25 protein-coding genes are annotated in these 24,282 nt (G+C 47.1%); 1 reads left to right on the top strand and 24 read right to left on the bottom strand.

All coding sequences use genetic code 11. The features are described from left to right. Nucleotides 1–24: 24 nt before the first annotated feature. From BLR06_RS09585 to BLR06_RS09480, 23 genes are all read right to left on the bottom strand, one after another. A complete protein-coding gene (locus BLR06_RS09585; protein ID WP_092072071.1) occupies nt 25–1,356 on the bottom strand; it encodes an amidohydrolase family protein in 1,332 nt (443 codons plus the stop codon). A 1-nt stretch (nt 1,357) separates the two neighbouring features. Next, nucleotides 1,358–2,629, bottom strand: a complete 1,272-nt coding sequence (locus tag BLR06_RS09580; protein ID WP_092072067.1) for a hydantoinase/carbamoylase family amidase — start codon at nt 2,627–2,629, stop codon at nt 1,358–1,360. 236 nt (nt 2,630–2,865) lie between these two features. Next, the gene (locus BLR06_RS09575) at nt 2,866–3,735 is read right to left on the bottom strand and encodes a MurR/RpiR family transcriptional regulator (RefSeq protein ID WP_092072064.1); all 870 of its coding nucleotides are present in this window, start codon (nt 3,733–3,735) and stop codon (nt 2,866–2,868) included. A 336-nt stretch (nt 3,736–4,071) separates the two neighbouring features. Beyond that, nucleotides 4,072–5,265 carry a MalY/PatB family protein gene (locus tag BLR06_RS09570; protein ID WP_092072061.1) on the bottom strand — a complete coding sequence of 398 codons (1,194 nt, stop codon included), beginning with the start codon at nt 5,263–5,265 and terminating at the stop codon, nt 4,072–4,074. A gap of 59 nt (nt 5,266–5,324) precedes the next feature. After that, complete coding sequence (locus BLR06_RS09565; protein ID WP_092072058.1) at nt 5,325–6,077, bottom strand: amino acid ABC transporter ATP-binding protein; 753 nt, start codon at nt 6,075–6,077, stop codon at nt 5,325–5,327. Nucleotides 6,078–6,125: 48 nt separating this feature from the next. Continuing rightward, nucleotides 6,126–6,800, bottom strand: a complete 675-nt coding sequence (locus BLR06_RS09560; protein ID WP_092072056.1) for a DUF1847 domain-containing protein — start codon at nt 6,798–6,800, stop codon at nt 6,126–6,128. 291 nt (nt 6,801–7,091) lie between these two features. Then, nucleotides 7,092–7,253, bottom strand: a complete 162-nt coding sequence (locus tag BLR06_RS19530; RefSeq protein ID WP_173812866.1) for a hypothetical protein — start codon at nt 7,251–7,253, stop codon at nt 7,092–7,094. 133 nt (nt 7,254–7,386) lie between these two features. Further along, the gene (gene metA / locus BLR06_RS09550) at nt 7,387–8,343 is read right to left on the bottom strand and encodes a homoserine O-acetyltransferase MetA (RefSeq protein WP_092072050.1); all 957 of its coding nucleotides are present in this window, start codon (nt 8,341–8,343) and stop codon (nt 7,387–7,389) included. A 358-nt stretch (nt 8,344–8,701) separates the two neighbouring features. Beyond that, nucleotides 8,702–9,511, bottom strand: a complete 810-nt coding sequence (locus BLR06_RS09545; RefSeq protein ID WP_092072047.1) for a beta/alpha barrel domain-containing protein — start codon at nt 9,509–9,511, stop codon at nt 8,702–8,704. Further along, nucleotides 9,508–10,560: a homocitrate synthase/isopropylmalate synthase family protein gene (locus BLR06_RS09540; protein WP_092072044.1), complete on the bottom strand. Its 1,053-nt coding sequence runs from the start codon at nt 10,558–10,560 to the stop codon at nt 9,508–9,510. The genes BLR06_RS09545 and BLR06_RS09540 overlap by 4 nt, the downstream gene beginning before the upstream one ends. Before the next feature lie 140 nt (nt 10,561–10,700). Continuing rightward, a complete protein-coding gene (locus tag BLR06_RS09535) occupies nt 10,701–11,249 on the bottom strand; it encodes a pyridoxamine 5'-phosphate oxidase family protein (RefSeq protein ID WP_092072041.1) in 549 nt (182 codons plus the stop codon). Then, entirely contained in the window at nt 11,249–11,962 is a 714-nt protein-coding gene (locus BLR06_RS09530) for a type 1 glutamine amidotransferase (protein ID WP_092072038.1), read from the bottom strand. The genes BLR06_RS09535 and BLR06_RS09530 overlap by 1 nt, the downstream gene beginning before the upstream one ends. A 65-nt stretch (nt 11,963–12,027) precedes the next feature. After that, nucleotides 12,028–13,326, bottom strand: a complete 1,299-nt coding sequence (nifB, locus tag BLR06_RS09525) for a nitrogenase cofactor biosynthesis protein NifB (protein WP_092072035.1) — start codon at nt 13,324–13,326, stop codon at nt 12,028–12,030. Nucleotides 13,327–13,438: 112 nt separating this feature from the next. Continuing rightward, entirely contained in the window at nt 13,439–13,852 is a 414-nt protein-coding gene (locus tag BLR06_RS09520; RefSeq protein ID WP_217636876.1) for a hypothetical protein, read from the bottom strand. A 122-nt stretch (nt 13,853–13,974) separates the two neighbouring features. Further along, complete coding sequence (anfK, locus tag BLR06_RS09515; protein WP_092072032.1) at nt 13,975–15,363, bottom strand: Fe-only nitrogenase subunit beta; 1,389 nt, start codon at nt 15,361–15,363, stop codon at nt 13,975–13,977. A 66-nt stretch (nt 15,364–15,429) separates the two neighbouring features. Then, nucleotides 15,430–15,780 (bottom strand): Fe-only nitrogenase subunit delta, encoded by a 351-nt coding sequence (gene anfG, locus BLR06_RS09510; protein WP_092072029.1) that lies wholly within the window; start codon nt 15,778–15,780, stop codon nt 15,430–15,432. Nucleotides 15,781–15,795: 15 nt separating this feature from the next. Then, on the bottom strand, nt 15,796–17,361 hold the full coding sequence (gene anfD, locus BLR06_RS09505; RefSeq protein WP_092072026.1) for a nitrogenase iron-iron protein, alpha chain: 1,566 nt from the start codon (nt 17,359–17,361) through the stop codon (nt 15,796–15,798). A gap of 106 nt (nt 17,362–17,467) precedes the next feature. After that, nucleotides 17,468–17,875, bottom strand: a complete 408-nt coding sequence (locus BLR06_RS09500; RefSeq protein WP_092072023.1) for a P-II family nitrogen regulator — start codon at nt 17,873–17,875, stop codon at nt 17,468–17,470. 14 nt (nt 17,876–17,889) lie between these two features. Continuing rightward, nucleotides 17,890–18,216 carry a P-II family nitrogen regulator gene (locus BLR06_RS09495; protein ID WP_092072020.1) on the bottom strand — a complete coding sequence of 109 codons (327 nt, stop codon included), beginning with the start codon at nt 18,214–18,216 and terminating at the stop codon, nt 17,890–17,892. 33 nt (nt 18,217–18,249) lie between these two features. Then, nucleotides 18,250–19,077, bottom strand: a complete 828-nt coding sequence (nifH, locus tag BLR06_RS09490; protein ID WP_092072016.1) for a nitrogenase iron protein — start codon at nt 19,075–19,077, stop codon at nt 18,250–18,252. Nucleotides 19,078–19,149: 72 nt separating this feature from the next. Continuing rightward, complete coding sequence (locus BLR06_RS19525) at nt 19,150–19,323, bottom strand: hypothetical protein (RefSeq protein ID WP_173812868.1); 174 nt, start codon at nt 19,321–19,323, stop codon at nt 19,150–19,152. A gap of 1,016 nt (nt 19,324–20,339) precedes the next feature. Continuing rightward, nucleotides 20,340–20,966 (bottom strand): LysE family translocator, encoded by a 627-nt coding sequence (locus BLR06_RS09485; protein WP_092072013.1) that lies wholly within the window; start codon nt 20,964–20,966, stop codon nt 20,340–20,342. Nucleotides 20,967–21,069: 103 nt separating this feature from the next. After that, nucleotides 21,070–22,152 (bottom strand): GGDEF domain-containing protein, encoded by a 1,083-nt coding sequence (locus tag BLR06_RS09480; RefSeq protein ID WP_092072011.1) that lies wholly within the window; start codon nt 22,150–22,152, stop codon nt 21,070–21,072. Nucleotides 22,153–22,885: 733 nt separating this feature from the next. On the opposite strand from BLR06_RS09480, the gene BLR06_RS09475 reads away from it, so the two are divergent. Then, the gene (locus BLR06_RS09475) at nt 22,886–23,215 is read left to right on the top strand and encodes a helix-turn-helix domain-containing protein (protein ID WP_092072008.1); all 330 of its coding nucleotides are present in this window, start codon (nt 22,886–22,888) and stop codon (nt 23,213–23,215) included. Between the two features lie 218 nt (nt 23,216–23,433). Here the strand turns inward: BLR06_RS09475 and BLR06_RS09465 are convergent, their stop codons facing one another. Continuing rightward, nucleotides 23,434–24,228: a C39 family peptidase gene (locus BLR06_RS09465; RefSeq protein WP_245698101.1), complete on the bottom strand. Its 795-nt coding sequence runs from the start codon at nt 24,226–24,228 to the stop codon at nt 23,434–23,436. Nucleotides 24,229–24,282: the final 54 nt, after the last annotated feature.

The raw sequence follows: 24,282 nt of genomic DNA, 5'->3' as shown, positions 1-24,282 counted from the left end.
TGCTCCTTTCAAACTAAAATTAAATTATTTTTCTAAATGATCCATTGTCCGCCACACATGGTGCAATACCGTTTCTTCGGCCACTGTCGCCAATTTCCCATCGGAAACAGTGGTCCTGCCATTGACAACAACTTTCCCGATGGCCGTCGGTTCCATCGAGTATACCAAATTCGGTAAAAATTGTTTCCCCTTTTGGCTAATGGGCTGCATGGACAGGTCACGCAAGATAATACCGGTAAAATCCGCTTTGTACCCCTCTTTCAACTGGCCTATTTTTAAATCCAAAGCTTTTGCCCCGCCGGATGTTCCCATACAAAAAGCATCTTGATAATTAACACATAAAGCGTCTAACCGATGGACTTTCTGCAGAATAGACACCATGCGCATTTCTTCAAATATACTGATCCGGTTATTACTGCACCCACCGTCACTGCCCAAAGCAATAGATGCGCCGTACTTCATAAACGCCGGAATATCTGTCACGCCGTCGGCCAAAAACATATTGCTTGACGGGCAATAGACCAGTTGTCCTCCCTTTTCTCCCAGCGTCTTTATTTCGCTGTCTTCCAGCCAGACACCATGGATAATGACCATACTGGCATCTACAACCCCCATACTGTCAAGATATTCCAGCGGCCTCATGCCATGTTCTTTTTGAACCTCTTGTACTTCGAAGAGCTCTTCGGCAACGTGAATATGATAAGGAGTTCCATATTTTCGCGCCAGTTTATACCCGGCAACAATCATCTCGGTCGATGCTGCATGAAGACTGTGCGGCGCCGGCAACACTTTGACCATGCCGGCGTCGCTGTATTTTTTCATCAGCATTTCCGTATGATAAACCGCCGTACGCACATCCTCCACATATCCTGCCGGTGCACCCTTCCAATCGTACATTGTCCTGGCCAGAACCAAACGGATTCCGGCATCCGCAGCCGCTTGAATAACAGCCTCATCACTTTCTATCCCTTGATTATGAAGGTAAAAGAAATCGCATACTGTGGTCACGCCGCGTTTCAGCATTTCCGTAAATGCAAATAACGCTCCCGCATAGATATCCTGCACCCGCATTTTCGGCGAAAACCGGTATAACGACTGATCCCGCCACTCCAAAAAAGGCCGGTCAACCGCAATACCCCTCAGCAAACTTTGGAAACTGTGATTATGGGCGTTAACCGCGCCAGGCACCAATACCAGGCCTTTCCATGGTTCACTTACTGCATCCGGATACGTTTTTTCCAAAACAGCGATGGTATTAACTGCAATAATTTCGCCATTTTCAACTGCCGCTCCGTAACCGTAATGCAAGGCCTGATCCAAGAGGCAAGCATCCGGTTTAAAAATCACGACCGCCATGTCACTCTAACCTCCCATCCAATATTAACAACGCATCAAGCATCACCTGAGCCGCCCTAACCACCTCTTGTTCGCCTGTCATTTCCTGCGGGCAATGACTGAAGCCGCCTATACTTTGGACAAACAACATTCCGGCCTTTGTAACTCTCGCTAAATGAGCCGCGTCATGCCCCGCCATGCTGACCAAACTTATTTTCGGTTCTCCCAAAAGCTCCATTGCTTCATCAAAAGCCGCAGTGATCATTGGATTCATTGGCATTTCCGGCTGATCTAAATTGACAGTTCTCTCGATCTGTACTTGCCGCTGACTGCTAATTTTCTCAATCGCTTCAGTTAAATACCGCAATGCCCTTTCTTTCTTCTCCGGTTCGGCTGTTCTAAGATCCAAGGTCATGGTTACCATCCCCGGTATAATATTTGATGCATTGGGTACCGTATCAATTCTCCCAACCGTTGCCGACAAATTGTCCATATTGGGTAGTCTCATAATTTGTTCTACGGCCAGACAAATCTCCGAAGCCGCATTAAGCGCGTCCCTTCTGTCTTCAACCTTAGTAGTTCCAGCATGATTTGCTTCGCCAAAAACCGTTATTACTTCACGGTATATTCCGGTAATACAAGACACGGAAGCAACCGGAAGATTCAAATCATACAATCGCCGGCCCTGTTCAATATGACATTCCAAAAAAGCAGCTACACTGTCCGGCGCCAATTCCGCCTCACCTGCTTTTTTTATATTGCCGCCAAGACGACTGATCGCCGACTCCAAAGACTCGCCGGTATCAATATTGCATGCCTTCACTAAGTCTGAAACACCCAATCGCCCGCTTAGGACCTTACTGCCAAGGGTAGAAACAGCAAACGGATTGGCTTCCTCACCTGTAAATGAGACGATTTGCAGAGGGTGACGCATCGCCAGTTTACTTTCCCTGATCGTTTGCATCAGTTCTGTTGCGACAATGACGCCCAATGCTCCGTCAAACATACCGCCATTCGGAACGGTATCATGATGGGAGCCTACTACAATAGGGTTCGTCTTCCCGCTGCCGTTAGGCAGGCCGCCCCAAATATTAGCAATGGGATCAATATAAACCTCCAGCCCTAATTCTGCTGTCCAGCAATTCATCAGCCATGCACGGGCTTCCGTATCTCCGGGGCTGGCTAGCTGTCGGTCGATACCGCCTGCTGTATTACGTCCAATTTGCGCTAAGTCACTCAAACGTCTTAATATTCGATCCGGATTAATTGAAACAGGAAACTTTAGATTGGCCATGGTTCTTCCCCTTCACCGTTTATAAATACATTCAATCTTATACAATATAAAAATGATGACATCATTTTTATATTGGCATAAAAAAATGCTCAAACTTGTATTAAGCTTGAGCATCATTGCTACTTATTCTCACTTATTAAAAATAATTTATGTTAATACTATACTATTAGTTCCATAGAAAGTCAACACCTGGTTTTACGCCGGTTTCGTTTCTCTACCGAGCCTTTGCCAAGGTACTAGTATGTTTTTTGATAATATACATCATTTTCACATTCTATTTTTTCTATAAATTTCATGCGCTGATCAAGCCAAGGCATCTTTTTGGCGGCATCGCGCATGGCCAAATTAAAAAAAGCAATCGGTGTGCTGTAAATATCAAAGACCGAGGAAACGGTTACTGGCACAAATATTGTAGAATCACAACAAGAGGTTACTGGCGAAAACCGGCTGTCTGTAACGCCACAAAGATGAAATCCCCTATTCTTTAATGCCATACACTTTTTCACCAACGCGTTGGGATACCGCGGAAACATAACTGCAATTATATTCGTTTTTTCGGGATTTTTTAATTCAAGCGACTCCCACCCAGGAAGATCAGGGGTAATCTGCATCACATCCGGGCGCATTTTATTTAAAATATATACAATATACGGCAGAATTGTAGCAGACATACGGGCAGAAATTAAAACCAGCTGTTTTTTTGAAGCCATCATGTCCACTAACATATCGTAAGATGCACCGTGCATAATATTCATTAATTCATCGAAATTTGCAATTTCTACATCAATAATCGTTCTGAGAGGATTATCCTCTTGCCGATGCTGTTTACTATACCGTATTCGCTGTGGAGCAGTCAAACGTTCACTGACCAGATGTTGCAGGTTACGCAGAAAATCACTATAACCCCGGTACCCCAATGCAATAAAAAAACGCGACACGCTTCCCTGGCTAATATCAAGTTTGTCCGCCAATTCTCCAGCTGTCATAAAAATAATTTGAAGATAATTTCTCTCTATGTACATGGCAATTTTTTTATAAGTAGCCGATTCTTCCGCCACACAAGTCATCTTATTAATTAACTGATCAAAATTCTCCATACCACCCATAATATCAATCCTCTTTCCTCTGTTATAAATGATTACATCATTATTTTTAATGAATGATTATTATTATAAACGAACGACAAAAAAATTTCAAATACCTCCACCACGCCCTAATAAAACCAAAATTTAACATATTATTGTTTTCTTCTCAAATCTTCAAAAACCCTTTAAAAAATAATAGCCAGGAACCTTTTAATAAGTTCCCGGCCATGTTTTTCTTTCAATAAACCTGTAATGTTACTTTAATGGAACATGGCGCCAATGGCATGAACTGTCTTTAAACGGCTAAACCGCCTTAACATACAAAACACATATGCGGCAAGGCGGTTTAGTTATGGTTTATTTCAGCGCCTGCAGCGCTTTCTCAATCCTGGCTAACCCTTCCAGCAGCACACTCCGCTGGGTGGCAAAATTAATGCGGGCAAAGCCTTCTCCCTGGCGGCCAAAATTCCTGCCCGGATTTAAGCCAACTTTCGCCTGATAGACCAGGAACTGCTCCAGCGCCTGAGCTGAAGTAAAATAGGCGCGGAAATCCAGCCAGGCCAGAAAGGTTCCTTCCGGCTTGGTTACTTTGATTTTGGGCAGGCGGCACTGGATAAAATCCACCAGCGTATCGGCATTTTGCTCCAGGTAGGGCAGCAGGCAGTTCAGCCACGCTTCCCCTTCCCGGTAAGCCGTTTCAGTGGCGGCAACGCCAAACAAATTGTTGCGGTTCAGGTGGAGCCTGGTAAACCAGCGCCTGATTAAACTGCGACGGCGCTGGCAGGGGACAACAATAAACGAGAAATTGAGTCCGGCAATATTAAAGGTTTTGCTGGCAGCCATAAAGGTGACACTTTGTTTGCTTGCAGACTCTCCCAGTGACGCAAAAACAGTATGCCGATGACCCGCATACACCAGATCATGATGAATTTCATCCGCCAATACAGCAACCTCATATTTTTGGCACAACTCGTAAACCCGGCTCAATTCCGCCCTGGTCCAAACCCGGCCAACCGGATTGTGCGGGCTGCAAAACAGCAGAAGCTTGTTGTTGGGATCGGCCAGCTTTTTTTCGAGATCGTCAAAATCAATTTCATAATGACCATGGTTTTCAATCAGCGGGTTTTCCACTATGACCCGTTCATTGTCCTTAATTGAAGCAAAAAACGGGGGATAAACCGGCGGTTGAATGATGACGCCATTGCCCGGTTCCGAAAGCGCCAGAATAGACAAAATAATGGACGGGACAACGCCTGGCGCTACCAGAATCCAGTCTGTTTCGATTTCCCAGCCATGACGGCGCTTAACCCAGTCAATAAACGCCTGATAAAGTGATTCATCCTGCGTATTGTAAGCATAAATCGGATGCCGGCTCCGTTCAATTAATTTGTCGGTCACTGCCGCCGGTACGGCGAAATCCATATCGGCAACCCACAGCGGCAAAACCTCCCGACTGCCAAAAACCTTTTCAACGCCGTCCCATTTGCTGCAGCCGGTGCCCTGACGGGGAATAACGGCATCAAAATCAAATCCAGTATTTTTATCAACCATAACTAAGTCCTCACTTATCGCAAATTGAGCTGCCGGAATGCATTCCGGCAGAAGTGCAGTTATATCGCATAATCTTCCATTGGCAATATTCTTCTTAAAAACTGTTTGGTTCTTTCCTCCCGGGGATGAACCAGAATTTCGGCCGGCGGGCCTTGTTCAACAATAACGCCGCCATCAATAAAGATTACCCTGTCGGCAATATCCCTGGCAAACGCAATTTCATGAGTTACAACAATCATTGTCAGTCCTTCCTGAGCAACTTTTTTCATTACGCTCAACACTTCGCCAACCAGTTCAGGATCCAGCGCCGAGGTCGGCTCATCGAACAAAATGACCTCCGGATTGAGCGCCAGCGCCCGGGCGATGCCGACCCGCTGCTGCTGACCGCCCGATAATTGACTGGGATAAACATTCCACTTTTCGGTCAGGCCGACTTTGTCGAGCATTTGTCGGCTGAGTTCCTCGGCTGTAGCCCGGGGAACTTTCCGGGCCACAACCAGCCCCTCCATTACATTTTCCAGCACCGTTTTATTCTTAAACAAATTATACAGTTGAAAAACCATTGCTGTGTTTCGCCTGATTTGCATAATTTCTTTGTGCTTCACATGACGGCAATTGACCTTTGTATTGCCGATAGCAAGCTCCCCCTCATCGGGCTGTTCCAGAAAATTCAGGCAGCGCAGCAGCGTCGTCTTTCCCGAACCGCTGGGTCCGAGGATGACAACAACCTCGCCTTTTTCCACTTTCAGATCAATGCCTTTTAAGATTTCCTGCTTGCCAAACGATTTACGCAAACCTCTAATCTCAATCATTTTCCCCCACCTTTACCTCTGACCGGCTGATTGCCAAATAATGCTACACTATTTGTTGCCCTGAAGCAGCCGCTTATGATAGGAATGCGCAGTATACAAAGCCGCTACAGGATTATGTCCGGTCACCCGGTCTTTGGTAACCAGCGTTGTGACAAGGGCCTCTGAATATTTGGTGAAAAGCGAGTCATGCCCGACACACAAGCCCACGATGACATTCAAGTCGGTTTTTTGACTGTTTAAAATACGGGCCTGCAGCAGAGGATTGCACATCGCCTCATGGTTTCCCGGACGCAGCTTGTGTTCTTCCAGTACGCCAATATCGGTTTTATCCACCGAACCGACCTTACAGATTGCACTGTAGTATTCCAGATCATTGGCCTCCAGAATATTGGCGAATATTTTCGATTCTTCAATCAAACCGGCGCAGGTGGCAATACCAATCTTTCTGGCGCCAATCCGCCTGGCAAACTCGATGATCTCCTCCACTCTGGTTTTTTTACCGTAGAATAGCCCCTCAACCTCAGCCGATGCCCTGGCGGCAATTGCGTCCTGATGATCACCACTGAGATAGTTTTTTATTTCCTCAATATCATCGGCAACCGGATGTCCGTCAATGTCTTTGGTCGTCAGGCAAAAGCCGGGAAACCGCTGGCTTCTGCTCCGACAGTTATAGACATTGCAATCAGTACAGCTTAACGCATCCAAATCTTTCTGTTTAGCCATATAAATTCCTCCTGCTCGCTCCCCGCCTGGCTGAAAAACTAAAAAGCCAGGATGCTCAGTGCATCCCGGCCTTCAGTTCTCTGATCAACCAAGTCAGTTCCGCTCATTAAATTATGCTAAAATAGCATTCCCGCAGTTTTTCGCCGCAGGAAGATTAATGTTAACTTAACATGTCGTCAATTCAATGTCAAGTTGTTTTTTAAAGATAAGTATTCGTCTGCGTTCAAACTGCTCGCCCCGCCATCAATCCCGGGATGGCAATGGTTTTCCCCTTTAAATCCGCTATGTTATTCAATTCCGGGGAGTTTTAACCGCCACTACCAAACATGCGTTGTCCCAGAAAGACTGCTTTAGATCAACGCCTTTCGGCCGCAGGGTCATGCCGGTCGAAGTCAGGGCAAACGGGCCGTGTACGGCATATTGTTTAAAGCTTCCGCCAGAGTTCTCCCGCAACTTTACCCCTTGAACAGGGCAGCTTCGCTTTTGTCCAAATGGTCGGCTTCCCGCATAAAGTGTCTGATACTTACATGATACTGTAAGAAGAAAAAAAGCAAAACTGAACAAAGCCAGTCTCACTAAGTACAAATCAAATGCCATCCCCGTAAAGCCCGCTCACATCGCCGGGGTCATTCAGCTTGTCAAGGTCAAACGGCGTTCCCTGATACACGTAATAATTCAGCCAATTGGAGAACAGCAGATTGGCTGCACTCCGCCAGCGAACTACCGGCGTTTTGGCCGGGTCATCATCCGGATAATAGTTGGCCGGAACATGAATGGGCAATCCCTGGGCCGCATCACGGTCGTATTCAGTCTTGAGCGTCAGTGGATCGTACTCGGAATGACCGGTGATAAACAAGTGCCGGTACCGCTTATCAACCACCGCATAAACCCCGGCCTCCGTCGATTCCGATAAGATGCACAGTCCCGCTACTTTTTCGATATCTTCGCGTCTGAATTCGGTATGCCGGGAATGGGGTACATAAAACACGTCATCAAAACCTCTGAACAACATTTTTTCTTTGATATTGACGGTATGGGGGAATACGCCAAACAGCTTTTGCGGCAAAGGATATTTCGGAATCCCGTAATGATGATATAAAGCCGCCTGCGCACCCCAGCAGATATGCAGCGTGGAATAGACATTGCGCCTGCTCCAATTCATGATTTCGCATAATTCCGGCCAATAGCTGACTTCCTCAAATGGAATTTGCTCAACCGGCGCACCGGTAATGATCATGCCATCATACTTACGGTTTTTCACTGCAGCAAAAGTTTCATAAAACTTTACCAGATGTTCCTGCGGCGTATTCTTGGGCTCATAAGTAGCAGTATACACAAAATCAAATTCGACCTGCAGCGGAGAATTCCCCAGCAGCCGGAGCAATTGCGTCTCTGTCACTATTTTTGTCGGCATCAGGTTCAACAGCAATATGCGCAGCGGACGAATATCCTGCGAATAAGCGCGATCCTCATCCATTGCAAAAATATTTTCCTTTTCCAGAATGTTTACTGCCGGCAAATTATTAGGAATTTTAATCGGCATAATTCCTCACCTCTCCGCATTAAGTCTCCCCGATAAACACAAAGCTTCTTTTAAAGTCTGGCACCATGATATCCAAAAGGCCCTATCTGCCACACCGGACAAATAAAGCCTTATTTATCTCATTATACTCTGTATCCTGTTCAATATTCAAGACACTTTTTTTATTTTCCCCCAACCATTGTATTTTTTCGGTACCCAAAGCAGCCATTTATCAGATCTCAGGCTGGCGCGCAATCGAATAAAAAAACCCACCTACGGGATCGGCATTTTCGGAGAGTATGAGCTACGCATACCCGGTTATGCCCCGCGGTGGTCTATTTACTATTCGCACGATATTAATCGTTGTTGTTATATCAAACTAAATATCTTGAACACGGCAGGCCTTAGCCAAAAGTTCGGTCAGCGCAGGCAGCACTTTTCTGTTGATGCCGGTCTTATAGCCATAGAGATCGGTCAGCACATCTACAACCTGAGTTAAGTCTGCATTACCGGCTCTTTCCCCGATCCCCCCCACGGTAACGCTGGCCAACGTCACACCAGCCTGAATGGCGGCTATGGTATTGGCGGTAGCCAGTCCGAAATCATTATGAACATGAATTTCCAGCGGCAGAGCGCATTTTTTGACAAGTCTTTTCATAATTTCAAAAGTCTTCAGCGGCTCCAGTATCCCCACCGTATCGGCATAACGAATATATTCCGCCCCCATTCGAGCTGCGGTGTCAGCCACTTGCAGGAAGAATTGTTCATCAGCGCGCGACGCATCTTCCGTCCCCACTGAAATTGTGCAGCCAAAGCTGCGGGCATAGTCCAGCGAATCAGTCAGTTGCTGCAAAACAGCTTCTCTGGTTGTTTTCAATTTGTATTGAAGATGCAAATCCGATACAGGCACCGAAATGTGAATACAGGAAAAACCACAATGAATCGAGGTGAGAATATCCTGGTTAACCGCGCGGTTCCAGGCAATGACTCTGGCGGACAGACCGGCTTGCAAGACCGCTTTCATTACGCTTTGCTCTTCTGTTCCCATTGCCGGAGTTCCCGCCTCAATGGCAAACACGCCGGCCCGGTCAAGCGCTCTGGCAATCTCCAGCTTCTCCTTGCAGGAAAACGCCAGGCCGGCGGCTTGCTCACCATCCCGCAAAGTGGTATCAACAATATGAATTTTCATAAAGCTGCCTCATGGATAAATTTGCTTAATTGTTGATCTGAAACAGGCGCCTTTTGCCGGATTGCCAGACTGCGGACTCTTTCCAGCACCTGTAACACCGCTGTCTGCGGCAGGGAACGATTCATTTCTTTTAACTTTATCTCAATCGCAGCTCTGCCGGAATGTTTGCCGATCACGATCTTACGCGACAGACCTACCGTCTCCGGCGAAAATGGCTCATACAAATCACTCTTTTTATTTACGCCATCCACATGGATGCCTGATTCGTGAGCAAAAATATCCGCACCGATAATTGGCTTTGTTGGTGAAACACTTTGATCTATACTGCTCAGAATTTGTTTACAATAAAGCGCCAGATCTCCCGGTACAGACACTGGAAACTTGAGTAAGCAGAAAACCCCCATCAGCACTTCCTCAAAGGCCGGATATCCGCCAACCCCGCCGACTGAAACAGCGACACGCCGGACTCCGCTTTTTATTGCGCTAAGGGCGTTGCCGGTTGCCAGCCCCTTCCCATTGCGCCCGTAATATTCCACCAGACAGGAAAGCTGCTGTTGCAAAGCCAGCAGCGTCCCATAAGTAACCATGGGATCAAGCGCCCGATATTCAGCATCAAAAACAACACTGTCGATATTATATCTGGTTACCGTACGGCTAAGATAATTCAACTTTCGGCCTACAGGATAGCCGCCGGTAAAGTGGAGCGTTACCGCCATATTCCACCCTTTGGCCAGTTTAAATGCCTCCGCAGCCGAAAACGGCAGTTTCTCGCCCGGTTTTTCCGCCAGACAAACCTTGATCTGTTTACAACCCAGCCGGTAAGCCTGGATAATCTGATCAGAGTCGGGCTGAACGCAAACACGAACGTCTTTCACCACAGTCATCCCGGAACGCAAGGCAGCGGTCAGTGACGGCAATGACAAATCAAATAAAACCGGAGACATAGCGGCGATTTTACTTTTCAGTCGAATAAGCTGGAGAATACTCAGTTTTTTATTTTCCAAGGCATGGCCGAGTGTTTTGTCAATGAAGGTAAAATCAGCGTTCATGTGGCACCTTCTTTCATTATGATTTATTTCACACCATCAACCTGAACCTGAACCGGACGTTAAGCAGACAGCCTCCATCAAATGATCTGTTCAAGAATCTGAGAAAATAACTGCTTTAACCTGCCAGCTTCCCCCAGGTCTTACACCGGGTTATCAGGCCGCATTTCCGTCCGGAATAAGCTCTCCGGTTCGGCTGCATTCTCTTTGGCGGTCATTTCCTGCGGCGTAACCCGGTAAATAGACACGGCATTGTCGTCCAGCGCCGAACGGTATTTTTCAATTAAAGTGCCGGTTAAGGGATGGCTATAGTACTTCGGCAGGTATTTTTCCAGCAGCTTTTGCAAAACAGCGGCGCCTTCGTCGGCAACGGTTACTTTTTCGGCCTTGCCGAAAATCATCACACTCATATAGGACGTATCGGCATGACAGGGCACAGGGTCAGTTACCGTGCCATGCTCTTTATATACGGTAATGCAAACGGAAGGCTGCCGGGAAAGAATGCTTTCCTTGCGCCCGGAGCCCATGCCATGAAAATAGAAGGACCCGTCATGCCAAAGATAATTTACCGGAACGGCATAAGGCAGGTTGTCGCTGACCATGCCGATGACGCCTGTTCTGGCCTGCAGGAGAAAGGTTTCAATTTTCCCCTGGTCCGTACATCTTCTCCGGAGATAACTGACCTGCTGCATTAAAGCTCCCCCTTCCGGTACGAAATTTCCAGTTCTGTCAGAAACCTATCCATCCAGCGATTGTTCTGCGCAATATATTCAGGATGAGCCAGCAGTTCTTCCGGAGTCTGCACATAAACGCCGGGAATCATTTCCTCCCGGCAGTTTTCTACAAGCGCCTGGATGATGGACGGCGTATTTTCCAAATGATACTGAAACCCCAATACCCTTTTCTGATATATAAAAGCCTGATGTTTGCAGGCCTCGCTTTGCGCTATGCACTGCGCGCCTTCCGGCAAAGTACTAAACGTATCGCCATGCCACTGAAATACAATGGGCTGCTCGGGGAAAAATGAAAATAGCGGCGATTTTCTCACTTCTGCACTAAGCCGGACAGGAAACCAGCCAATCTCCTTTTCCGCATTTTTGGTTACCTTGCCGCCAATCACATCGGCAATCAGCTGGCCTCCCAGGCATAAGCCGATCACAACTTTGCCGGCGGCAATAGCTTCCCGGATAAATGCCTTTTCATCGGCAAGCCACGGATAAAGCTCTTCCTCATAGATGTTCATTGGTCCGCCCATGATGATTAACCAATCAAAATCCTGCTGCGCAGGGAGAAGATCATTCTTATAAAAATGCGTACTTGTTAACACATGACCTTTTTCCCTGGCCCACTGTAGCATACTGCCTGGGTTTTCAAAGGGGACATGCTGCAAATAATGGATTCTCATCTTATACCCGGTCCTTTCGTTCTGATTATGCGTTGCCTCCCCGCCAGTACCAGTAACGCACGGTGCTAGCTTCCACCACAGGCAGTTCCCGGATAATCCGCCTCATGGCGTAATTGCCGGACAGCCTGACGCAGGCCTTCTTCAACCCCGTCGCAGGACTCGATCACTGCAATCCCCTGTTGCTGCAAATGTTGCTGCGCCTCATAACCAATCCTCATGGTCAGTACAGCATCGCAATCCGCAATTTTCTGAAGCAGCCCGGCTTTTATTTTTTCCGCCCCGTCGCAGTCTGCCGGCCCCAGACAATACTTTCGGGTAGGCCTGCTCTCAACAAACCGGCTGTTCATGCCATCTGTTTCATAAATATGAAATTCTTCGGCCTGACCATAATGCAAATCAACCAGCCTCCTGTGCCTGGATGTTACAGCCACCTTGTACCGGCCGGCCGGAATACTGCATTTGGGGGCCGGTTCCGGCCTGGGGTTGCGGAATTGATGCGATCGGTCTTCTGTCAAAAGCCCGATTGCGTCAGCCCGGCATTGCTGGCAGTGGCGCATTTGGAAAAGATCGGTCTGGCACAAATCCCGCATGACATCCACTTCCCGCCTGCTGGTCTGAGGAAAGTTTTGAAACACGCTGCCCGGCGCCGGGATCAACGGCATGATATTGGTCATCAGAGCTCCCAGGCTTTTTACCTTTTTTACGACTTCCGGTATATGTCCGTCATTGATGTCTTTTATCATGACAATATTGATTTTTACCAGAATACCGTGGTCAGTCAAAAGCTTAATTCCTTCCAGCTGATTGTGAAGCAATCGTTCCGCCGCTTTTTCGCCCGCATAGTACCTGCCCTGATAGTAAATATGATGATAGATTTTTGCTCCAATGGCAGGTTCCAGACAGTTTACCGTGACGGTTACATGCTTAATGCCCAGCGCAATAATATCCCGGCCGTAACGCGGCAGCAGCAAACCATTGGTGGATAAGCAAAATATCGTGTCCGCAGCTTGATCCTTGATCAATTCAATGCTTCTTTTAACTACCTTCCAATTTGCCAGGGCATCGCCGGGACCGGCAATCCCGACAACACTCAAATGGGGGATTTCCTGTTTAACCCGGATAAACTTCGCCAGGCTTGTTTCAGGGGTCAGCACTTCACTTGTTACACCCGGACGGCTTTCATTCACGCAGTCATATTTCCGGTTGCAATAGTTGCAGCTGATATTGCAGACAGGCGCCACCGGCAAATGCATTCTGGCAAATTTGCGATGGGCCTCAACAGAATAGCAAGGATGTTTGGCGGTAATGCCGGCCAGGTCAGCCGGTATCACCGGCGCTACGTTCTTAGAACATTCATTTTCCATGTTTCGCTCAACTCCTCAACGTAAAAAATTGCCAAGCCTGCTGTTTGCCAGTAAATTTGCCTTATTTGTTCTTATCCGCATCCACAGGGGCTATTTTTTCATCATTATTTAATCAAGCCCGGACTGCTGCAAGCCTGATTGGATCAAACAGGTTTCGCACTTCACCGCACATGGCAAGAACCCGGCCTGAATCCGACGGTTCAGGCGTCCCGTGATGATAATTTTCCAGAGAACAGATACCAAAGATTAAATCAAGGGAACGTATTTCTTCATTTAATGCCGGAGGAACGTCAATGATCGTTTCTACTGCATCCATCAGACAGACGTAATTGTGATTACCCGGTTCAATGCCGTATAAATCACACAAAGCAATAAGATAATTTTCGAGCGCAACTGAAGCTACATTAAATACCACACTGGAACACTGTCCTTCAGCTAAAAACTGTTCCGCCCGGTGATGATACATTATGGCGCTCCGGTAATTTTCTTCAAACGCCGCTAAATCTATTTCCTTCGTATCCATCATGGTTCTATCCTCTTTTTTTAGAGGATTCCGTCAGAACCGGCTCCTTGCCGGCACTGGCGGAATCCAATCAATTTCAGTTGCTTCTTACCTAAAAATTGCTCAGCGCCCTAATGCCTGCTCCCTTACCAGACATTGAGAATCCATTCCTTATTCTTCTTATACTCCATATCGGTAAACAACGTGTTCGCCATCGCTTCAACCAGCCACATTGCGCCTGCGTAGCCGACAACCGGATTGCGGTACAGTCCCGCCCTGTCGTAAGTGGGGAAACCCACCCGTACCATGGGGATGTTATAATCAATGGAAATAAACCGCCCTTTGGAATGCCCCAGAATGAGATCAAGTTCCAGGCCTTCGTTCTTGATCCGGTTTTCCAGCTCCCACAAATCGGCATTCATGATGATATCCATCGGATAGTCGACGTTTTCCTGCAGCGCCTTGATGCGAGGATCGTCCGGATAGGAGGTATTGTCATCGCCAAGCAGCAGCAATACCGGCTTCATCTCCAGATCAAGACAGAATTCGGCAAGTCCGATGACAAGATCGGCATTTCCGTAAATAGCGACTTTTTTGTCGGCGAGAAACAAGTGCGTAACATCGGTCAGCGCATCAATGGCCAGCCCCCGCTCACGAACAAGCGACTCCGGAATTGCTTTTCCAGTCAGTTTCTTGACATTGTGCAGAAAGGTATCGGTATTGCGAATGCCGATCGGTGTAGGCCCGATGATCGTGGGCAGATCAAACTCATTTTCCAGATATTTAGCGGCTTTGCCTCCTTCGTATCTGTTCAACGCAATGGTGCCCAGCGCATTGGCCGTTCCGGCCAAATCCTCTACCGTCGTATTGCCGTGGGATACCCAGTTGCCGTCCGGCATCAGCGGAGAATCAAAGTTTTCGATTTCAAACAGGACGGTCGCCTCTACCTGCATTTCGGCCAGGAGGTGTTTGAGCTCTGTCACATCACCGGGATTAACCCAGCCGGTAATCAGGTTGAGCTTTCCGTTGGGCTGATCTTTTTTGGCAAAATAACTGACAAAATCCAATACCGCGGAATCATAGCCGCTTACCATGCTTCCCTTGAAGCTGGGGGCATGAACCGGAATAAGATAAACTTCCCGTCCGGCGTATTTTTCTTTCAGCAGGCCGTTATTAAGTTTCATCACAACGCCATCAACATCATCGCCAATAACCTCGGTTGAGCAGGTCGTGATGATAGGTATGACTTTGACGTGAGGATAGCGCATCAACAGGACATCGACCGCCTCCTCCACCCGGTTGAGAGCGCCGAATACCGCGCCGTCTTCATGTACAGAGGAAGACGCAATTTCAAAACTCTCTTTAAAATGCTGTGAAAACAATAAGCGGACGAACATTACGCAGCCCTGTCCTCCATGGACGATTCCGATACAATCCTTGATCCCGATACTGGCATATTGAGAACCGCAAGGCTGGCAGGTGAATATCGGATTGATAATCCCGGCGCGGTCTTTTCCTTTCACTTCACAAGACATATACCATTACTCCTTTTCCTCAAATATTATCGTTTGCGTCCGCCGTAATGGCATAGCTTTCTCGGCTTAATAGCGCGGGTCAGTAAGCTCGGCATTCAGCGACCCCGTAATGGTCAGGTAGTCAATACGTTCTTTAAGCGCCTGCATGAGCAGCTTAATTTCCGCCTGGTCCATCGCCGCCAGCCACGGATACCGGCTTTTAAACCCATCCGCCAGGCACACGGCATCTACCCAGTAGCATCTGTCGGCCGGAGTCTCCTTCTCAACCGGTTCCTCGCACAATATCTGCATGGTTTTGGTCAGAATTCCCTCATTTTGCTTTTCCCGGTCCCAGGAACGGGAATGAAACTGCCACAGACATTTTTTCATAATATAATCCACCAGTTGCTCAACCTTGTCGTTCATGCTATCCTCCATTAGACATTGCCTCCCTTACACCGCTGAGAGCTGTTTCTTTGCTGGAAAATCCGGATACGTCTTGACCCGCAAATCCGAAACGCTGTCATATTTGCCGGTATACTCTCTTAACTCGCTTGAAGAAACGATCTCCTCGCTTAAATTCACATCGGAAATCATCTTGCGGGTTACAAATCCTGTTGCCGCTGGTATTTCATCCTTGCTGATATCCAATAGAGAAAGTTGATGAATCGGTGAATAGATTGCGTTGTAAATGTCACGGGCAAACCTGACCCACCCCTCAAACCCTTTGTAGGGTCCGTTATGATAGGCATGGGCGTTAAGGTATGGCACCCGGATCTTTTTGGCAACCTCTCCCGGCCGTTTGCCGGTAAAAATGACATCAGGCTTAAGCATCTCCATCGCTTCAAGCGCTTCAAGCTCGTTAGGATCGTCAATGGCGAGCGCACCCTGTTCGCACCGGGCAATCCCCTTTTCCATGTCGCCCTGATGGCCAAATTTCGTATATACGGAGACTACTTCAACGCCCATTTCCGCATGAATGACATGCGCCCAGTGCCACAGCTTGGAGCCGCCCGGCCAGAGGCACACTTTTTTTCCTTTCAGGCGTTCCTTGTACCAGTCGAGTTCGGGTTTCCATCTGGCTGTTTCTTCATCAATAATAGCCTGGGCCCGGTCTTCGATTCCGAAGAATAAGCCGACCTTCCGGAGTGACGCCGACAGCGGCTCGAAGCCAAACCCATCGATATCAAGCCGCGGCGTCCCGTATCTTTGCCGGAGCTCGTTGCAGATATACTCAGCTGAACGCGCGCATTCAAGCACGTTGAGGTGGGCCTTGTGCATCGCTCTCAAATCATCGTAGGACCCATTGCCGGTAAAGGTGGACAACACCTGAATGCCCATTCTCTTGAAATAGTCGACCATGACTTCCTGATCGCCCTGAATGTTATATTCGCCGACGTAATTGATGACATAGTCGCTGGTGATTTTCGGCTCAACATTGCCGACCTTTTTGTTGATCCAGGCAATGTTAATTTTATGATGCCCGCCCGACTGGCTTGGCCCGCCAAAGCCGGGAGAATTGCAGACAAAAATATCGACCTCAGGCATTTCGTCCATGACCTCTTGCGCGACCGCATCAATATCGTCGCCGATCAGGGCAGAAGCGCAAGTTTGGTAAAGCGTCATCCGTTTGATATTGGGAAACGCTTTAAATGCCTCAATAATGTTCTGCTTGAGAAGTTTTTCAGCACCGAATATAATGTGCTTTTCCTTCATATCGGTCGCATAAGTATATTTGAGCTGGAAGTTGTCGTTATCGCTGATATAGCGTTTGGTCTGCCAGGTATCATAGGTACATCCCACCGGTCCATGGCTCATATGAATGACATCCTTCATGGGAGTACCAATTACATGCTTTGCTCCGCAGTAGGCGCAGCCGCGTTCCGAAATTGAACCCGGAATGGTGTTGAGATATCCAAGAGGAAGAGCCGATGTCAAATCCTCGCCTGGAGCTTTTCTAACTGCGTGTTTTTTCCTTTCGGGAATGCACTTGCTGCATTCAAACTCATGATATGGCATAGTTTTTTCCTCCTTTATTTGTATAGCACAATCAATTACCCATACCGGCAGTGCATTTCTCATTAATGTAGAGCTGCAGAAGCAATGAGGGTTCCAATATCCTGAACTATATCGCCGCATCCCCGGTTTCTTTTGTTCTGACCCGCACTGCGTCAGTCACCGGCAATACAAATATTTTCCCGTCGCCTACCCCGTACTCGGTTCGATTGGCTTCAATGATAGCCTCAACAATTCCGGGCACATCCTGGTCGTGCGCCAGAATGTTAAACAGCCTGCGCGGAAACAAACGGGTACCGTCTAAAAATTCCGTGAGCAGCTTTTCCGTATCCTGATCTTTTTTCCGGCTCAGCGCTAATAAGGTTACCCGGCGTTCAGCAATGACCGCTTTATCTTCCACCAGCCGGCCGCGCCCCATGACCTTCGTAGCGGTAAATCCGGCGGCGCCGGCTTGTATCAGCGCCCGCTTGGTGGCACTGACCTTATTCATTCTGACTACGGCAATGATTTCTTTCATTACGCCACCTCCCTTTACAATCCGGCAGCACCGCTGGAAATGGTATATACTTCATCCATCGGACTGATAAATATTTTCCCGTCGCCGAAAGCTCCTTTTTCACCGGTCTTGGCATGAGAAAGAATAACCTCAAGCACATCATCTTTATCTTCCTCATCAATGACTAACATAATCAGACTTTTTGGAATCTCATCGTAGATTACGTCACCAAACCTAATCCCCTTTTGTTTACCGCGGCCGACGACATCAACTACGGTAGCGGCATTAAACCCGGCATTGGCAAGCTCAAGCAAAACCGTGTCTTTTTTGTCCGGCCGGACGATAGCTCTCACCATAATCATCTGGGCACTCTCCCTTATCCATTTACTGATCCGTTAATCGGCGATACCGTATTTAACTACCATTGCCTCTAACTGATCCATGCTGAGAGGCTTGGGAATAACAAAATTCTTATTTTCAATAATCTTATGGGCCAGTTGGCCATATTCTTGCGCCTGGTTGCATTCGGCATCATACTCAACCACTGTCTTTTTATTAAACTCGGCTTTCTGCACAATGTTATCGCGCGGTACAAAATGGATCATCTGAGTGCCGATGGCAGCCGTAAATTCTTCCAGGAACTCTTTCTCCCGGTCTACTTTACGGCTGTTGCAAATCACTCCGCCGAGCCGGACGCCGCTTTGTTTGGCATATTTAACCAGACCTTTGCAAATATTGTTTGCCGCATAAATGGCCATCATTTCCCCGGACGCTACGATGTACACTTCCTGTGCTTTACCGTCCCGGATCGGCATTGCAAAGCCGCCGCATACAACGTCGCCAAGCACATCAAAAAATACAAAATCCAAATCCGGGGTGTAGGCTCCGTTTTTCTCCATCAGGTCAATTGCGGTAATTACACCGCGGCCGGCGCATCCTACGCCCGGTTCCGGACCGCCTGACTCAACGCAGCGAATTCCCTGATATCCTGACTTTACCACTTTATCCACGGTAATTTTTTCTTCACCTTCGTCGCGAAGCATATCCATTAACGTCTTTTGATTCATTCCGCCAAGAATAAGCCGGGTTGAATCCGCTTTTGGATCACAGCCATGAATGAAAACCTTTTGATCGTAAAAATGGGCCATTGCCCCGGCTGTGTTTTGTTGGGTGGTCGATTTACCGATTCCGCCTTTGCCATAGATTGCAATTTTTCTCGTCATTTTTGTACGCCCCTTTTAATCCTATATTTTTTCAATATCGCAGCACTACAACTGTAAATTCTCATAGCAGTCTTAGAGAAAGCCGCCAATTAATCGTTCCGCTTCCTTTGCATCCCTTTCTGCCGCCAGCGAAATCAATTCAGCCTTGCAAACGGTCATTTTCACCAGTCCTTTCCGCAACTGACCGGACTTTTTTTCACTGCAGTGCGCAGGGTAGCCTTTTTTCCTAAAATCCACCGTTTTCACAGATGCTTCACCTCTCCTTGCATATTTTTACAGAACTTCTTAAAAAATGTCATCTTGAAAAACCCCAAGCATGTTGTTATAATATAAAAAGGGTAAATCAAATAAACCTGGTGTCACTGGGATTAGACGATTGCCTCTGCTTCATGGATATTCGTGGTATCCATGAAGCTTTCTCTGTCAGTTAATTCTAACCGAATATCTGTTGTATCCATCAATCACCTCCTTACTGCACCCGGTTTCCGCTTTCAGGTTAAACCCCAAAAGGGTAAACTTAATAAACCTGGGCGTCACTGGAATTTAGATTTAACCAGTCTGACGGATATTCGTGGTATCCACAGACTTGGAATATCTGCTCAACTTAACAGGGGTATCAACGAACCGCATGATCAGGTTCATTGATACCCCTTTGTATCTGTGAGAGAAATTTCTATTTGTAAATACCTTACAACAAAAACAAATACCCGTCAATACCTTTTAAAATTATATTTAATTTACTGCTTTATTTAATATTTGTCAAATAAAACTGAATTTTATTAATATTCTCAAAATAACTCTTTTGAGCACTATCCCGTCTATTTTGCTATACCTGGATCACCTCTGCCTCAAGGTTATTAACACGCCCGGTAAGCACTGAAATTCCCTGGGCAGTGAAAAGAAAATCCGCCATTCAAGCCGGCCGTACGTTGCTTGATCTTCCTGTATTCACAAAAAACACTTTGCGCCACGCTGTGTACAGGTACAAATAAAAGCGTTGAGCTCCGAATCAGCGTCGTGTTTTAGCTGGCTTATGGCGAAAATATCCGGCGAAAATATTTTCTTAATATTCTTGAAATTATCGCTTTCAGCGTCCTTTTACGCAATATTACGAATATTAATCCTAACAAAAATTCCCACCTGATCTTAAATGATGCAAAAAAATCAGCCTCGGTTAAGTATTAACTGGTTTCGGGAAACGGCCTACAGGTAACAAGAGCAATTAAGCGTCAGTTTACCCCATGCATATATTAAAATGGCCTTTACCTCTTGGCCAAGGCCAGCTTTAACCCGAAAGAAACCAGCATCAGACCGATACACCGCTGGAAATTCATCCGGAATGCCGCCCGGTCAAACCACCGTCGCAAATAATTAAGCGTATGCGCCAGAAAGATAAACCAGCTCATCACAATAATAACTGCCGTAAGCCCAAGAAGGGCTAGGTACAATAGAGAATCCTTCCCCGGAGTAACGAATTGCGGCAACAAAGTCAGGTAAAAAACTGAAGCTTTGGGGTTGAGGGCATTGGTAATCACCCCCTGCCAGAAATAGCCTTTGAATCCCCTTGCACTGTCGCCTGGCTCTGCCGGCTGCTGCGGAATGGTACTTTTACCGGCAGTGAAGAAGGTCATTATTCCCAGATAACATAAATAAGCGGCCCCGATATATTTAATGATTTCAAAGATAAGCGCCGACCGGGCAATAATTGCCGACAAGCCCAGCACAGCCGCCGCAGTGTGAATCATGAGGCCGGCGGCAATGCCCAGGGCGGTTGCCTGGCCGCCGGCCTTTCCGGCGGCCAGCGTATTTTTCGTCACCAGCGCAAAATCCGCACCAGGCAATACTGCCGCCGCCAGCGCCGTTAAAATAAAAAGATAAAAGTTTTCCACCGGATTTCTCCTTTGGCATTTTCCTTAGATGGTCCAGCCATCATTATACCCTTAACCCGGCTCAAGTTCAATAGTCCGGCTGACGGCTTTGCCTTCCAGCTGATCAAATCACCATTCCTTCCTGCACACTTTTGTTGCGGCCGCTTTCTTTGGCATGATATAAGCTGCGGTCAGCCCGTCGAATAAATTCCTCCATTGTTTCCCCCTTATAACCGGCCACGCCGACGCTGACCGTAACCTGGATCCGCCGCTCGCCAATGACTAAGTGGCTGACTAAAACCCTTAGCCGCTCCACCATGGCATAAGCCTGGGTCAAATTAGTCTGCGGCAAAATCAGAAAAAACTCCTCTCCTCCATAGCGGCCCAAAATATCCTTCTGCCTGACGTTTTCCTGCAGACAGGCCGCTACGCAGGTCAGCACTTTATCGCCCTCCATATGGCCGTAAGAGTCATTCACCTGTTTAAAAAAATCAATATCGAAAATTGCCAAAGCCAATGGGGCCTGGTATTGATTGGCCAGTTCAAGCTCTATTGCCAGGCATTCCATAATGTGCCGGTGATTATAAACACCGGTCAGCGCATCGGTGATTGCCAGCTGTTTAAGCGTTTCCGTACGTTGATCAATGATTGATTCCAGATTAACGCTCAAGTCTTCCAGTTCCCGTTCCTTACTGATTGCCAAACGATAAAAATATTGCAGTTGCTGCACCATTTGATTAATTGATTTCGCCAGCTCTCCCAGGCTGCCGTTCTGCCGTTCGTCCAGGCGGATACGCCAGTCGCCGCTTCTCATTGCCGCGGTCTGACGGCTGAGCAGCTCAACAGGCCTCAGCATGCCGTGAATTAACCTTACGGCCAGTGATATTGCAGCCACTAAGACGATCAACAGGCTTAGGATTAGTTTGATAAACCGGGCCTGAATTTCCTGGAAGAAATTACGATAACTACCGACAGCCGCAACCTCCCGGCTGCTTTCCGAAAGTCCGGAGCGGCTGCCGCCAGCCCAATAAGCCTGCTGGCCTGTCATCTGAATTTTCGTCACACTATCCAGTAGCTGCAAAGTATAGCTGCAAATCAGCGAAAAACTGATTAATGCCATGAATATAATTACGCCGGCGACAGTAACCACCATTCGTGTCTTAAGGTCTAAGCTGATTTTGCTTATGTTTAGCCGCAGTAAATGCACTGAACTTCCTCCCAGCTTTCAAGTTATTCATCGGACGAAAGCATCTCGCAACAGCCAAGAATACTTATAAATTACCCGTTAAATAAAAAATCGCAATCTATTAGGCTGATAGATTGCGTTTTTTTATTTAAGCCGGGGGCTATACTATTACTTAGAAAATATTCACAATCACCAGCCTGAACACAGCGGCATATCAATCAGGAAAATTCCATAACAGCACATACACCGCGCCGGAAACGCTCCCCTCGGTGCATCATAACAGGAGGTTTATGCCCCTTCATCCATTGAAGGCATATTCCCCTCGTGATAGAATATAATTAATGGGTATGTTTACCTATTGAGTTTACATTCGGGCTTTACAGCTCAACCAGGCGGACTGCACCATCCTCAGGTTGGGTATTTTACGACAAAGGAAAAACTTATCAGGCGCTCTGTAAATATACGCTTCCCGGTAGAAGTTCGGCAGGGTTAAGCGTCACAGAGCGCTAGAATACAATTCTATGCCGGCTGAAGGCATTCCCCTATCATCGAATTCAGCCTTCTTGTAAACAATTATCAAATTTTTGGAAATACCAGCTTACCCCAAATACGAACATAGTGTCTTTTGCAAGCATTGAAACTTTATTGAAATACAATTCCTCTAGTTTGATTTTAATTCTTTTGCGTTAATAAGTCAATGTTATTGCATTATTTTTCGATAAAATAATTGCTTTAGCGTTAATTGGAGGATGAAATGACAATTGCCGAACGTATTATTCAATTAAGAAGAATAAAAGGCTACAGTACCAACAAACTTTCCCAACTTGCAGAAATTGCCCAAGCTACTTTACGTGAAATTGAAATCGGCAAAAAAAGCCCGAAAATTACTACTTTGGAAAAAATTTGCAAAGCCCTCGAAATATCCCTGGCAGACTTTTTTAACTCTACCGCTGATGATGTCCCGGCAAATCAACGGAAAGAGCCGGATGACCTGCCTGAACATATTCAAAAAGAAATAGATTTAATTACAGAATTTGTTCTGTACCGGCATGGCATCAAAAGACCGCCGCAAGACACGCAATAACAATCTTCTACAGCGACAATCAGGTCTTTCTTGCCCCAGCGGCTCGATTTGCAACCAACCTGCAAATTCAGCCGCTTTTATTTTCATGCCCTGCGGCATACGCGCTGTTTTGCGGCCGCCTTCCCGTTCAGCTGGCGCTTTTTCACCGCCTGCCGCTGTGTTCTGCGCGAAAGTAAAAATCCGTCTCTGGTAAGCCAGGAGACAGATTTATACTGGCGTTAGGACAGCGGCGGCCTGGCAGTCAGCCATTGCTGTTTCTTTTGATCCTTGGGCAGCATATGAGCATCAAACCACATATAATAAAATTTTTCGACTGGATTAACAACATATCCGTCCTGCAAATGATCGGCCGTATCATAAGAATCCGCCAAAATAATCACATCATCGGCAGTTGTCGCCGTGCCCAGGTCATCATACCCGATAATCACCCGCCAGTGGCCGCCCCAGTCAATATTCTCAACCATGACCGGCGTATTGCGCTTCAAATTGGCAACAACAAAATTCTTGAACTCGTTCACATTTGAAAAACCCGTCCCTGCTTTCCCGTTAGCAGCAAGGCTCGATTGGACTTCCCAGCCGATCGACTGAAAAAACCTGACCATTCCGCTGGTATCTGTGCCAACTTCGGGCTTAGTTCCCATGATGCTGGCAATTTTATATTCTTCCCAGTCAGTATTGCCAAAATAATGCAGAACGGTTAACGCCGCCGCCGGGCCGCAAGTAATTTCCGTTGTTTGTTGATAAGTTTTATAGCGCGGTAAAAGCGTTAAAGTCGCCGTTGACTCCATCGTGAAGAAATCAGCCGACGCGTAGTAAGGTGAATTTTTAAGATCGCCTGCTCCCTGGTAAGCTGACGCGCCTGAACGTGCCGTGTCGTAACCGGCGGGATAAGGGATTACCCTTTCCGCAACATCTATGCCGCTTCCATTCCCAGCCGCAAAGCCGGCATTCGCCGCACTTAAGCTAATTGCTACAATCATGTAAATAATAAACAGGCTAAACTTTTTTTGCACTTTATCGTCTCCTTTTTTGCGTTTGGTTTATTTCCAGTACCTTGGCACAGGGCT

It is taken from the genome of Dendrosporobacter quercicolus (assembly GCF_900104455.1).
In the GTDB taxonomy this organism is placed as follows: Bacteria; Bacillota; Negativicutes; order DSM-1736; family Dendrosporobacteraceae; genus Dendrosporobacter; species Dendrosporobacter quercicolus.
This window is presented reverse-complemented; position numbering and strand designations above follow the sequence as displayed.

Excerpts from the sequence above, each read along its gene's own strand:
- BLR06_RS09585 (WP_092072071.1), bottom strand. The coding sequence starts at position 1,356 with ATGGCGGTCGTGATTTTTAAACCGGATGCTTGCCTCTTGGATCAGGCC.
- BLR06_RS09580 (WP_092072067.1), bottom strand. The coding sequence starts at position 2,629 with ATGGCCAATCTAAAGTTTCCTGTTTCAATTAATCCGGATCGAATATTA.
- BLR06_RS09575 (WP_092072064.1), bottom strand. The coding sequence starts at position 3,735 with ATGGGTGGTATGGAGAATTTTGATCAGTTAATTAATAAGATGACTTGT.
- BLR06_RS09570 (WP_092072061.1), bottom strand. The coding sequence starts at position 5,265 with ATGGTTGATAAAAATACTGGATTTGATTTTGATGCCGTTATTCCCCGT.
- BLR06_RS09565 (WP_092072058.1), bottom strand. The coding sequence starts at position 6,077 with ATGATTGAGATTAGAGGTTTGCGTAAATCGTTTGGCAAGCAGGAAATC.
- BLR06_RS09560 (WP_092072056.1), bottom strand. The coding sequence starts at position 6,800 with ATGGCTAAACAGAAAGATTTGGATGCGTTAAGCTGTACTGATTGCAAT.
- metA (WP_092072050.1), bottom strand. The coding sequence starts at position 8,343 with ATGCCGATTAAAATTCCTAATAATTTGCCGGCAGTAAACATTCTGGAA.
- BLR06_RS09545 (WP_092072047.1), bottom strand. The coding sequence starts at position 9,511 with ATGAAAATTCATATTGTTGATACCACTTTGCGGGATGGTGAGCAAGCC.
- BLR06_RS09540 (WP_092072044.1), bottom strand. The coding sequence starts at position 10,560 with ATGAACGCTGATTTTACCTTCATTGACAAAACACTCGGCCATGCCTTG.
- BLR06_RS09535 (WP_092072041.1), bottom strand. The coding sequence starts at position 11,249 with ATGCAGCAGGTCAGTTATCTCCGGAGAAGATGTACGGACCAGGGGAAA.
- BLR06_RS09530 (WP_092072038.1), bottom strand. The coding sequence starts at position 11,962 with ATGAGAATCCATTATTTGCAGCATGTCCCCTTTGAAAACCCAGGCAGT.
- nifB (WP_092072035.1), bottom strand. The coding sequence starts at position 13,326 with ATGGAAAATGAATGTTCTAAGAACGTAGCGCCGGTGATACCGGCTGAC.
- BLR06_RS09520 (WP_217636876.1), bottom strand. The coding sequence starts at position 13,852 with ATGATGGATACGAAGGAAATAGATTTAGCGGCGTTTGAAGAAAATTAC.
- anfK (WP_092072032.1), bottom strand. The coding sequence starts at position 15,363 with ATGTCTTGTGAAGTGAAAGGAAAAGACCGCGCCGGGATTATCAATCCG.
- anfG (WP_092072029.1), bottom strand. The coding sequence starts at position 15,780 with ATGGAGGATAGCATGAACGACAAGGTTGAGCAACTGGTGGATTATATT.
- anfD (WP_092072026.1), bottom strand. The coding sequence starts at position 17,361 with ATGCCATATCATGAGTTTGAATGCAGCAAGTGCATTCCCGAAAGGAAA.
- BLR06_RS09500 (WP_092072023.1), bottom strand. The coding sequence starts at position 17,875 with ATGAAAGAAATCATTGCCGTAGTCAGAATGAATAAGGTCAGTGCCACC.
- BLR06_RS09495 (WP_092072020.1), bottom strand. The coding sequence starts at position 18,216 with ATGATTATGGTGAGAGCTATCGTCCGGCCGGACAAAAAAGACACGGTT.
- nifH (WP_092072016.1), bottom strand. The coding sequence starts at position 19,077 with ATGACGAGAAAAATTGCAATCTATGGCAAAGGCGGAATCGGTAAATCG.
- BLR06_RS09475 (WP_092072008.1), top strand. The coding sequence starts at position 22,886 with ATGACAATTGCCGAACGTATTATTCAATTAAGAAGAATAAAAGGCTAC.